Consider the following 12,026-nt stretch of genomic DNA (forward strand, 5'->3'; position numbering starts at 1 on the left):
TTTACTGTAGAAACAATTACTTCTCATTCATCTGTATCTTCATGTATATAATCTAATTTGTGTCACTAAGTTTACATTTACAAATGTCTGAATATTAACTGTCTTCTTTTTTATATTATTTCAGTTATTAGTTATAAAATTTTCACTTTAATGTGAATATTATACAATGAATAACATTACATTCTTTTAAAATGGAAAACAAAAACAACCTGTTTATCATAACTTTAGAATAAAATTATCTTTATTCAATCCTGAAGTATGATATTGCCAGTTTATTGTAATAATCTCTGTAAGTATCTTTTTTAATGTTCCAAAATCGGAAGGTTTTCTTATACAGATATTGTTTCCTTTTACAAAGGTTTCTTCAATTTCATTCTCAGAGATCTCTTCACTATAAATGGCTGTCACTACATTGCTAAACTTTGGATTGGCTTTCAGTTCATCAATGCATTCCATGCTGTCTTTTCCGGGAATAGTGTAATTAATAAAAATGATTTCAGGAACTACAGTATCATTATTGTTGAGATACTCCATCAAATTTTGTCCATTGTTGAAACATTGAACTTTTATAGAGATCTTAAGCTCTTTAAATATATTTTTAAAAAAAATTAAGGTGTTTTCATCATTATCTGCTACAATTACGTTCAGAAATTCTTTATTCATACTGCATTTTAGGATTTATTACCATGCTTTGGGCTCTTCTTCTTTTTCCTATGATCTTTTGAAACTGTGAGGGTGTAATTCCTGTCGTATTTTTAAACTGTGTACTTAAATGTGCCACGCTGGAATAATTCAGCTTATGCGCAATTTCAGTAAGACTTTGCTTATTCCTTATAATCAGAGCTTTTGCATGCTCTATTTTCTGGAGAATAATAAAATTCTCTATGGAAGTATAAGCAACCTCTGAAAACAGATTGGAAAGATATCCATAGCTATGATTCAGTTTTTCAGAAATATAAATGGATGCTTTTACGGGAATAATCTCTTCAGAAAAGACAAGTTCTACAATAGTATCTTTTATCTTCTGTACCAAAGCCGTCTTCTGGCTTTCTATGATCTCAATACCATAATCCCCAAGATTCTTCTTGAAAAGATTATGTTGCTCTTGTGTAAAGGGTTCATAGAACTCTACCTCACCGAAGTTCAGCAACCGGTATTTCAGCCCGTGCTCCTTCAGTTTTTCGTCCAACACCTTTTTACAAAGGGCATTGAAATCAAATTTAACATACATTTTCATCCTAGTATAAGTAAGCCTATTTTTTTAGTAAATATAATAATTTATTTCAAGTAAATGTGAAATAGGAAATATTTTTTTAACTTAATATAAATACGCAAAAACTCCTGTATCCGAAAATACAGGAATTTAAACACTAAGGATGAAAAAAATATACTGATAAAAAGCTATGTCAGCTCAAAACCAAGCATATGAATGTATTGTTATAAGTGATTTGGTTCTGAAACAAAGATGATTCAAAAAAAGAAATCACCTGTTATAGAATTACGGGATAAAGTTACAAAATTTTAAGTCAAAAATCAGTGAATTAGAAATTCCATTAAAAAATCATCCATTACAAATCCGTTCCCGATATCGAAAACGCCCTCACCATAAACCTTGTAGCCTTGGGATTCATAGAAGTTTCTGGCAGCATTATTTTTATTCACATTAAGGATGATTCTTTTATTTCCGTTCTCAGCAACTTTATCATTTAAAAACAGAAGTGCTTCTTTCCCAAATCCTTTTCCTTTGCTTTCCGGAATCAGATAAATGCGGTGAAGTTTTGTAGTTTGATCTTCATAATTGTGTTCGTATCCAATAAACCCTTCATAAGAATGACTACTTTCATCTTCAATCAAATAATAATGATAATTGGGGTTCTGGAGTTGATTTTCAATTTCCTGTTCCGAATACATTTCAGAGAGCATATACTCCATTTGTTCTTCCGAAAGTATCTCTGCATAAGCATTTTCCCACGATCTTCTAGCCAGGTCCTGAATGAGAGGAATATCCTTCCCTGTTGCTTGTATTAATTTCATATTTTATGGATTATGATTAAAAAAAGTGAAAAGCCTGAACTTTTCACTTTGTTGTATTGTGTGATGTTTAATAGGCAGGTTATTAAATCTTAGCCATTTCAGTTTTAATTTTAGCATAAAGTCCTTCTGATGCCTGAACTAAAGGAAGTCTAAGATAATTCTTAATAATTCCTTTTTCAGTTAATACTACTTTAATACCACAAGGGTTACCTTCTGCAAAAATAAGACGGGTAATATCTACCAGTTTATTGTGGATCTCATAAGCCTCTTTTACCTTTCCTTCAAAAGCCAATTGTACCATTGTAGAGAATTCTTTTGGATACCCTTGCCCGATTACAGAAATTACGCCATCACCTCCAGCTAAAGTTACAGGAAGTGTGTACTCATCATCTCCAGAAACCAAAGAAAATCCTTCCGGTTTCTTTCTAAGGATATCAAAGTATTGTAAAATATTGGGTGTAGCTTCTTTAATCATGAATAGATTCGGGAATTCTTTTGCAAGACGAATCGTAGTATCAGCATCAATATTTTGTCCAGTTCTGGAAGGAACATTATAAATAATGATATTCTTTCCGGTAGAAGCTAAAGCTTTATAATGTTGGTAAAGACCTTCCTGATTAGGTTTATTATAATATGGAGATACAGAAAGTACTGCTTCAAATGCAGAAAGATCTGCTTCTTCAATCTGTTTCTTGACCTCAAGAGTATTGTTTCCGCCAATTCCTAAAACCAAAGGAAGACGTTTATTATTTACCTTAATGATATGCTCAATTACCTGTTTCTTCTCATCATCAGAAAGCGTTGCAGCCTCAGCTGTAGTTCCTAATACTACCAAATAATTGGTTCCGTTATCAATGTTATAATCAATCAGTTTTGTTAAACTGTCGAAGTCAACGGATAAATCTTCATTAAAGGGTGTTACCAATGCAACACCTACTCCTTTTAAAATGCTCATCTGTTCGAATTATTTTTGCCAAATTTAATCATTTACAATAAGAATTTGTAATAAATAATAATGTTTTATTATACATATAGTTATATTTGCATATACTAAAAGATATTATGAAATCGCTATAATCTAAATTGTTAAAAAAAACACCGAAATAACCAGCGATGGCATATGACCTTTATAAAAAATAATTTACAGCATATGAAAAATAAATTCTTGTTACTAGGAATTGCTCTGGCATCTCTTACAGCATGCAAAACGGCTTCTGTGCCGCAACTTGCGAATGTAAAGACCCAGAAAAATATTTCTATTAATAATGAGCTAAAGAATGATGAGGAGTTTGTAAAATTTATTGAACCTTATAAACAGAAATTGGATAAAGAGATGAATCAAAAAATCTCACACACCAATACAGACCTTACTAAACAAGGGGATAACAGCAATCTGGGAAATCTTTTAGCAGACTACACCCTTGAGGGCGGTAATGAATGGACAAAAACCCACCTTAAACAAAATGTAGATGCCGCATTAATCAATATCGGAGGAATCCGTACTACAATTGGACAAGGTGATATCATGCTGAAAAACCTTTTTGAGGTAATGCCTTTCGAAAATGAACTCATCATTGTAAAAATGAAAGGTGCAGATTTACCGGGACTTTTTGAATACTATGCCAAAACACAGGTCAATAATCCGGTCTCTCAATTATATATTGAAACAAAAAACGGACAGTTAACCAAATCGTTAATTAACGGAAAAGAAGTAGATCCTAACAAGGACTACTATATTGCTACTTCAGACTATCTGGCTTTAGGGGGTGATAATATGAAGTTCTTTTCAAAAGGGGAAGCAATTCCTACAGGAGTTAAACTTAGAGATTTATACATTGATTATTTCAAGAGAAATCCTGAAATTGTTTCTCCTACAGATGTTCGTTTAAATTTTATCGGTAAAAAGTAATGGATAGAAAAAGTTTTTTAAAGGCAATAGGTGGTGGGTCTTTGGCAATGGCCTTAGCTCCCAATATGATGATGGCGGAAGAATTAAAAATTCTTGATTTAAAATCTGCAAATAAGCTAACCATTCTTCATACTAATGACCAGCATAGCAGAATAGAACCTTTCGATGCAAGCTATACAAAGAATCCCAACCAGGGAGGGTTTGCAAGAAGATCCAGCTTAATTCAGCAAATCAGAAATCAGGAAAGCAATGTGCTTCTTCTTGATTCCGGAGATATCTTTCAGGGAACCCCTTATTTTAACTTTTTTGGTGGCGAACTGGAGTTCAAGTTAATGTCTATGATGAAGTATGATGCTTCTACCATGGGAAATCATGATTTTGATAATGGACTTGAAGGATTTTTAAAGGTTCTTCCCAATGCAAAGTTTCCTTTTATCTGTTCCAATTATGATTTTAAAAACACTATTCTGGATGGGAAAACATCTCCTTATAAGATCTTCAACAAAAACGGAATCAAAGTTGGAATTTTTGGAGTAGGAATCCAGTTAGATGGTCTTGTAGGTAAAAAGCAATATGCAGAAACCGTATATTCTAATCCGATTGATGTGGCCCAGCACTATTCAAACTTCTTGAAAAAAGACCAGAAATGTGATCTTGTCATTTGCCTTTCGCATATTGGATACGATTACAAGGATGAACCGAATAAGGTAAGCGATAAAATTTTAGCCGCCAGCACAGAAAATATAGATATTATCCTTGGTGGACACACCCATACATTTTTACCGGAACCTCAGACATTCACTAACAGACAGGGCAAAAACGTTCTTGTAAACCAAGTGGGATGGGCAGGACTTCTTTTAGGTAGAATAGATTTTTATTTTGATACAAACAAAAACGTACAGCATATTTCCTGGAACAACCAGGCAATAGACAGCAGCATAATAGCATAACATGAAAAAACTCTCTCTAATTTCTCTTGGTATTTTAGCCTCCCTGCAGTTTACAAAAGCTCAGGTCATTTCATCAAAAAAATGGGCAGATCTCTTTTCCTATAATAATGTCTTAGCCATGAAGGAAGACAATGGAAGAATAGTAGCTGCTACAGAAAACGGGATATTCTACTATACCATATCAACAGGAGAAATTACGAAGTTGTCTAAAGCAAATGGTCTTCATAATATAGGTATAACAGCTTTCGATTATGATCCCAAAAGCAAAACAGGAGTTATTGGTTATGAAAACGGAGCCATAGATGTGGTTACTCCTAATGAGGTTAAATACATTGTTGATATTCCTATCGCTACTGGGTATAACGGAAATAAAAAAATCAATCATATCTCTATCACAGGAGATAGAGCTACAATTTCCGTAGGTTATGGAGTCTCAATATTTAACATAAAAAAGAAAGAATTCATTGATTCTGTATTTTTCCTGAATGGAGGAACATTTGAGGCCAGTAATGAAGCTACCATATTCGGAAATAAGGTATACTCTGTTACTAATTCAGGTTTGAAGAGCCATGAAATAAATAATACTTTCCCGGCATATTCTACATGGGTTACTGAAATTCCGGGAGCCTTCAAACATATTGATTCCGAATCGGAATTAGCCTTTTCTTCTGCTACCGCTGCATTCATTTATAATAATGGAGCTCCTATTCAGTTACCTATTAACCTTGGAAATATTCAGGATGTTGTTGTAACAGAAAATAATATTGTAGTTACGGACAGCCGAGTATATACTTTTGGTCTTAACGGAACCAATTCGAATGCTACAGATTTTGGAGAGCAATGTAATACCGCTACGATGGCTGGCGGAAAATTATTTGGCGGAACCGTATTATCAGGAATAAAGGATGAAAGTAATCATACTTATAGACCATCCGGACCAGAATTTAATTTTGCCTATAAAATAAGCATACACGATAACAATCAGTTATTGGTTTCCACTGGAGCAAGGGTGGCAAGATACAATACTCCAATAAATAACCCTAAAAGACCTGTATTTTACTATTTTAATGGTACAGAATGGATCTATCCTTCTTACTTTAAAACTTTTACGGGATCTATCAATGTATTAGATGCTATCCTTAATCCTCTTGATAATAGTGAAGTTCTCTTTGCAAACTATACAATGAATGCTCAGGGAATCTATAAACTGAAATATAATGCTTCAAACAAAGACTTTGATTTTGTAAAATACTATCCAGTACAAGCCACTGGTGGAGATAGACGAGCGGTAGGTCTTACAACTGACGCTCAAAACAATATTTTCGCTGTATTTTCATATAATAGCGCGGGTCCCGCAGTGGCAGTTTATGACAAGGCTAAAGATGATTTCAATCTAAAAATATCTAATTTTAAAAGTGCATCTGTACAAAAACCTATCATTTATGAAAATATGTTATGGATACCTTTATCAAGGACAAATGCTTTTTGGGTGTATGATTATAAAGATCCGCTCAACTTTTCTGATGATACCGATTATATATTAGATGAAAAAAACGGGTTTCCATCTACTGCTTCCGGAACATTATCCGTAGCGGCAGACAAATCCGGTGATGTATGGATTAGTACAGACAAAGGAGTAAGAGTACTATCTAATGCTGCTACTGCAATAAAAGCTCCTGAGCCTAAAGTTAATCCTATAATTATAGAACAAAACGGAATTGGCGAAGAGCTCTTCAGAGATTCCAGTATTCTTCAGATAGAGACAGACGGAGGAAATTACAAATGGGTGTCTGTAGATGGAGGTGGTGTATATTACCTTTCTGCAGATGGTCAAAGGACCATCAAACATTTTACCATGGAAAACTCCCCTCTTCCTACCAATACTGTTACCGACATAAAAGTAGATAAAAAAACAGGAAAAGTATATTTTGTAACCTATAACGGTATTGTAACTTATCAGGGAGATATCACAGATGTAACCTCCAACTTTGGAGAAGTAATGGTGTATCCTAACCCTGTGGTTTATTCTAATTTCAAAGGGAAAGTTACCATTAAGGGATTAGCAGAAAAAACCAACATAAGAATCGTTGACGCTGCAGGAAATGTTGTACATTCTGCAGTAGCACGAGGAGGAACTTATGAATGGGATCTTAACAACCAGCGAGGTGCCAGAGTAGCATCGGGAATTTACTTTGTACTTATGACCAATGAAGACGGTTCTGATAAAGCGACAGCTAAAATAGGCGTGGTCAATTAATGAATACACAAAACGGTTTTTTACTTTCATTCATCAAATATGGGGAAAATGATGTTGTATTGCATTGTTTTACTCAGGAGGATGGCTTTCAGTCTTATTTTCTAAAAGGAATTTATTCCCGAAAAAATAAAAAGAAAGCCTTCCTGCAGCCCTTGAATAAGCTGAACTTCTCCATTAGCCCTGTAAGAGGCAATGGAATACCCACAATCTCAAAATTTGAGCTAATAAAAGGAAATGATGCTTATGCCGATATCAAGGCAGGTACTGTCATATTCTTTATTTCAGACTTTCTTAATCAGGTCCTCAGACTAGAAAATAAAAACCCTACTATATTTTTCAGTATTGAAAGGTTTATTGCTGAGCTGGAACAACAAAACTATCAGTGTCATTTGTTGTTTCTGTTCGTTATACTAAAAGTACAGGGAGTTGCTCCCTTAATAGGTGACGGGAACTTTTTAGATCCGGAAACTGGAACTTTTTCTACAGTTCCCTCCCATCAGCTATTCAGTGAAGAAATTTCTAAGATTTGGAAAAATATTCTCACTGCTGAAAATCTTTATAGTGTAAAAATACATTCTTCTCTAAGAAAAGATTTCCTGGACAGTCTTTTGGTATACTATCATTACCATATTACAGATTTTAAAACCCCTGCATCATTGGAAGTGATACAACAGATATTTGAATAATCTAGAGATAAAGAGAGCTGGAAATAAAACTATTTTTCAAATTCATTTACCTCTTTTGTCATAATAATTTAAATCTTTTTATACATCAGATATTGTAGGCCGCTCCTTCCAATCCTGGTTTTACCATCATAGATATATCCTGCCTTCAAGTAAATGTGATAAGCCGAATCATTTTTCTGATTCACTGCCAAAACAATTTCATCACAATGTTTAAAATTTTCATTTACAAAATCATCTACCAGTATCATTGCCACTTTTCCGATTCCCCTACCCTGCATTTCAGGGTTTACAGATAAAGATCTTACCAGAACAGAGTTTTGATTATCCGTAAGCTCGAATTTATCTTTTCCAAAATCGAGAACAAAAAATCCTGCCGGAACATCATTTTCCAAGATTGTAATGGGAAATGCATCATTATCATCCCTTTCCTCAATATTTTGTAAAGCCTGATTGGCAGAAGCGGTAAAACGCAACTGATTTTCGTCTAAACTATAACTAACTCCTGAAAGATGCTTCTCTGGGTTAAAAAATTCTAATCTAATCATAACTAATGATGGTAAATATCTTCATACATTACCCCTGCACGTATTTCCACAGGAAGTTTATTTTCTTCAGGAACAATAGGGCAATTATAATCGTAGGCATTATAAGCACAAAACGGATGATAAGACTGATTAAAATCCAGAACTATGGTATTCCCTTTCGGAATCTTCAAATCCATATACTTTCCGCCACCATAGGTTTCTTTTTCATTGGTAGCATCACGGAATGGAAGAAAAAGATAATCTTTATATTTATCCTGTTTAATCAAGTCAAGGCTTTGGTATAAAGTCAATGTATAAGGCTTTCCATCCAGTTCAAATGTTGCTTTACCATATTCTTTATAAGACTTTGTTTTACCTGAGGACGTTGGCAGTTCAAAAGGCTGTGCATCTTTGGTTTTAACAAATTTTGCAGTCACCCGATATTTTAGATTAAAAGGAAAAAACGGATGCCCTTTAAAATTTTTAAAATTATCTCCCCGTAATGGAGTTTGTTTAGGATCCAGATATTCTGCATCAAGATTTTTCTGAAATTTTTTGATTTCCATTACCTCTTTTGAAACCATTTTTTGAGAAAAGGTAAATAAAGGAAGAAGTAAAAATATCAATATATATTTTTTCATGAACTTTAAATTATAAGTAAAACTATGAATTTTTCAGCGCATGAAAAGTTAAAAATGTACTAAAAAAGTATAATCTGTTTTAAATAAAATAAGTTCCTTTTAATCTAGCATACTTTTTGAGCAGCAAAGCCCATGGACAGAAAGAAATTCATTAAAACAGGTATACTGGCTATCTCAGGTTTTTATTTTCTACAATCAGATCTTTTTCAGGCAGCTGAACGAAGAAACAACAAGATTAAAGAAACTATAGATGCACCAATTATTATCATTGGAAGTGGATACGGAGGTGCTGTTTCAGCTTTGCGCCTGTGTGAAGCGGGAAAAAAAGTTGTGCTTCTGGAAATGGGTCTTAACTGGGAAAAAGCAGGTATTCCATACTCCAACCTTCTAAAGCCCGGAAAAAGTTCTGCATGGCTGAAAAAGAAAAGTATTGCTCCTTTCATGAATTTATTCTCTCTCACTCCTTTTACCGGAACACTGGACCGTCTGGATTTTGAACATCTTAAAATCTGGGTGGGAAGAGGTGTTGGCGGAGGTTCGCTGGTTAATGGAGGAATGGCTGTAACTCCCAAAGAAAGCTATTTCAAAGAAGTTTTCCCCAATCTTGACGCTGAAAAGTTTTACACTCATTACTTTCCTCTGGTTCGGGAAGAGCTCAAAGTAAATGTTATTGATGAACAGTTTTTAAAAGACTGTCCTTATTATAAATTCACAAGAGTAGGTGAAGAAGAAGCCCATAAAGCCGGTTTTAAAACCATGCGGGTACCCAATGTATATGATTTTAAATATATGGAAAAGGAATATTTAAATGAAGTTCCACGTTCTGCCCTTAATACAGAAGTGATCTATGGAAATAACCATGGTAAAAACAGCTTAGATAAAACTTATCTGAAAAAAGCTATGGAAACCGGAAATCTTGAAATACTGGATCTTCATTGTGTAGATCATATCAAACTCAATGATGATAAAAGCTACACCCTCAATGTTCAGCAAATTGACACCTCTGGAAAAGTAGTTGCAGACAAAGCTTTTGATTGTAAAAAACTGATTTTATCAGCGGGAACCATGGGAACTTTACGGCTGTTATTGCATTCTAATGCCCTTAATCATCTTCCTGTTCATGAAAACATTGGTAAGAACTGGGGAAACAACGGTAATTTTATGACTGGAAGAAACTGGGTAAAACCATTGTCCGGTGGAACAGGTTCTAAACAATCAACCATTCCGGTGGGTGGAATTGATAACTGGGATGATAAAGAACATCCTTTTTTCACAGAAATTGCTCCTTTACCTATGGGAATGGATGTTGCTACAGCTTTATATCTCCTTATCAACAGAGTGGATAAAAAAGGAGAAGTAAGTTATGATACAATCAATAAGAAAATTACTTTGAAGTGGGACGAAAGCAACACGGCCAAAATGAGAGAGAACGCCAGGTATTTTATCCGAAAAATGAACAATGCAAATGGTGGGACCAGAAGCCACTTCCTGTTCAACAATGGTTTTGGAGCGGATATTTGTTATCATCCACTCGGCGGATGTGTATTGGGAGAAGCTACCAATGAGTTTGGAAAGCTAAAAGATCATGAAAATCTGTATGTATTAGATGGATCTTTAATTCCCGGCACCATTGGAGTGAATCCGTTTGTAACGATTACAGCCATTGCAGAATATTGTATTGAAAATCTAATCAGGAAGAATGAATTTGCTTAAGGCAGTGCCTTTACTTCTGTAAGGTAATTTCGGATGTCAGTTTCATGCTGAAGAGGATATTCAAAATTCAGTTTTTCTGACAAAGCAGTTCCAAAGTCATGAACAAGATCAGCAAAAGCGAACAAGGCAACCCAATTTTCCTCAATATCACTTCCTGAGAAGGTTGCTTCTACTCTATTCCATAATTCTACAGAAAGATATTTTTTGAAGAGTCTTCCATGTTTGTTGGTGGTTATATTATTCCAGTTATGGGAGCTTGCAATATACCATTCAATTAAAGGAACCAGATAATCTGATCTCAATATATTTTCAGACATGAATTTAGCATAGAAAATATCGCCACGTTTAAGGCATTTTGCCACATAGGTTGTATCCCACCAGAAATCATTCAGTAATTGTTTGAACTCTTTTTCTGTTGGCTGATGAATCATAATGGTTTGATAAGTTGGAGCCTTCAAATTCTTTGTAAGCCCATCTTTATCTACTAAAACCTTATATCCAAGATCCCAATCTTCCGGAAGTGTTTCTTCTTTCACTTCTTCAGAAAATTCTGATACCTGATAAAGTTTAAAATCAACTTTAATATGATCTCTGTACAAAACCATTTTCATGGCATGTTTTCCATCAAAAGCAGTATCATTTTCTTCCACCATAGAAATTGGTTCTCCGAAAAGCTTAATCCATTCATTATGGTCTTCGTAAAACTTTCTACTCTGAAAAACCAGTTCTACATCAAGATCACTAAAGTCATCTACAGGAGCATAGGGATTTACCAATGAACTGGTTAAAAGAACAGCGCGGATATCCGGATTATTTTCTGCCCAGTGAATAATTTGTTCCAGCTTTTCGTCCCTTACCTTCATACTAATAAGATTCTGATATTTTCACACGATAAACATCTGAGGAATTTCTTTTAATAGATTCTACAAAGAAACCTCCCTCTTCAGGAATAACTTCTTTAAGATCAAAACTTTTACAGTCTTTCGGTAGCCCTGAAAATATAAGTGTAAACCAAAAATCCTGCATAAATGGTACAGGCGTCCAATAAGGAGAAATTGAAATATTCTCCGCATGAATCATCTTACTTCTATGCTCAGACTGGTTATCAAAAAGATAGGTTGAATGCCAGATCCTGATTAAATTCCCTAAAAATGGGGATGCAGGAAAGCAACAGTGTACAATCACTTGTTTCTCTTCTTCTATCTTTGTTTGAAGAGACTCCAGGAGTTCTTTTGCTATAACCGGCTTTATAACTATTTCTTCCACCTTTTATAAGTAATAAGTGATGAGCAATGAATAATGCTTTTGGATT

13 protein-coding genes are annotated in these 12,026 nt (G+C 34.4%); 5 read left to right on the forward strand and 8 right to left on the reverse strand.

What is annotated here, in order from left to right:
- Positions 1–216: 216 nt before the first annotated feature.
- The 4 genes from J2772_RS19920 to dapA all read right to left on the reverse strand — a co-directional run bounded on the left by J2772_RS19920 (position 217) and on the right by dapA (position 2,989).
- Positions 217–663, reverse strand: coding sequence for a response regulator (locus J2772_RS19920; RefSeq protein ID WP_209919808.1), 447 nt, complete (start codon positions 661–663; stop codon positions 217–219).
- Positions 656–1,237: a helix-turn-helix domain-containing protein gene (locus J2772_RS19925; RefSeq protein ID WP_209919810.1), complete on the reverse strand. Its 582-nt coding sequence runs from the start codon at positions 1,235–1,237 to the stop codon at positions 656–658. Before J2772_RS19925 ends, J2772_RS19920 begins: the two co-directional genes overlap by 8 nt.
- A gap of 296 nt (positions 1,238–1,533) precedes the next feature.
- A complete protein-coding gene (locus J2772_RS19930; protein ID WP_209919812.1) occupies positions 1,534–2,034 on the reverse strand; it encodes a GNAT family N-acetyltransferase in 501 nt (166 codons plus the stop codon).
- Between the two features lie 82 nt (positions 2,035–2,116).
- A complete protein-coding gene (dapA, locus tag J2772_RS19935; protein ID WP_209919814.1) occupies positions 2,117–2,989 on the reverse strand; it encodes a 4-hydroxy-tetrahydrodipicolinate synthase in 873 nt (290 codons plus the stop codon).
- A 195-nt stretch (positions 2,990–3,184) separates the two neighbouring features.
- On the opposite strand from dapA, the gene J2772_RS19940 reads away from it, so the two are divergent.
- The 4 genes from J2772_RS19940 to recO are packed head-to-tail and all read left to right on the forward strand — an operon-like array spanning position 3,185 to position 7,836.
- Complete coding sequence (locus tag J2772_RS19940; protein ID WP_209919815.1) at positions 3,185–3,943, forward strand: 5'-nucleotidase C-terminal domain-containing protein; 759 nt, start codon at positions 3,185–3,187, stop codon at positions 3,941–3,943.
- Positions 3,943–4,893 (forward strand): bifunctional metallophosphatase/5'-nucleotidase, encoded by a 951-nt coding sequence (locus J2772_RS19945; protein WP_209919816.1) that lies wholly within the window; start codon positions 3,943–3,945, stop codon positions 4,891–4,893. The genes J2772_RS19940 and J2772_RS19945 overlap by 1 nt, the downstream gene beginning before the upstream one ends.
- A 1-nt stretch (position 4,894) precedes the next feature.
- A complete protein-coding gene (locus J2772_RS19950) occupies positions 4,895–7,150 on the forward strand; it encodes a hypothetical protein (RefSeq protein WP_209919817.1) in 2,256 nt (751 codons plus the stop codon).
- Positions 7,150–7,836: a DNA repair protein RecO gene (gene recO / locus J2772_RS19955; RefSeq protein ID WP_209919818.1), complete on the forward strand. Its 687-nt coding sequence runs from the start codon at positions 7,150–7,152 to the stop codon at positions 7,834–7,836. The genes J2772_RS19950 and recO overlap by 1 nt, the downstream gene beginning before the upstream one ends.
- Positions 7,837–7,904: 68 nt before the next feature.
- Here recO and J2772_RS19960 read toward each other — a convergent pair whose 3' ends face one another.
- Together J2772_RS19960 and J2772_RS19965 are read right to left on the reverse strand one after the other, a co-directional pair.
- Complete coding sequence (locus J2772_RS19960) at positions 7,905–8,381, reverse strand: GNAT family N-acetyltransferase (protein ID WP_209919819.1); 477 nt, start codon at positions 8,379–8,381, stop codon at positions 7,905–7,907.
- 2 nt (positions 8,382–8,383) lie between these two features.
- A complete protein-coding gene (locus tag J2772_RS19965) occupies positions 8,384–9,001 on the reverse strand; it encodes a DUF1684 domain-containing protein (RefSeq protein WP_209919820.1) in 618 nt (205 codons plus the stop codon).
- A gap of 132 nt (positions 9,002–9,133) precedes the next feature.
- On the opposite strand from J2772_RS19965, the gene J2772_RS19970 reads away from it, so the two are divergent.
- Entirely contained in the window at positions 9,134–10,714 is a 1,581-nt protein-coding gene (locus J2772_RS19970) for a GMC family oxidoreductase N-terminal domain-containing protein (RefSeq protein WP_209919821.1), read from the forward strand.
- On the opposite strand, the gene J2772_RS19975 is transcribed toward J2772_RS19970, so the two are convergent.
- Together J2772_RS19975 and J2772_RS19980 are read right to left on the reverse strand one after the other, a co-directional pair.
- Positions 10,711–11,577 carry an AadS family aminoglycoside 6-adenylyltransferase gene (locus J2772_RS19975; RefSeq protein WP_209919822.1) on the reverse strand — a complete coding sequence of 289 codons (867 nt, stop codon included), beginning with the start codon at positions 11,575–11,577 and terminating at the stop codon, positions 10,711–10,713. The genes J2772_RS19970 and J2772_RS19975 overlap by 4 nt on opposite strands.
- Position 11,578: 1 nt before the next feature.
- Positions 11,579–11,980, reverse strand: a complete 402-nt coding sequence (locus J2772_RS19980; protein WP_045493119.1) for a hypothetical protein — start codon at positions 11,978–11,980, stop codon at positions 11,579–11,581.
- Positions 11,981–12,026 lie beyond the last annotated feature (46 nt).

The sequence above is a fragment of the Chryseobacterium jejuense genome (assembly GCF_017877355.1).
GTDB lineage: Bacteria > Bacteroidota > Bacteroidia > Flavobacteriales > Weeksellaceae > Chryseobacterium > Chryseobacterium jejuense_A.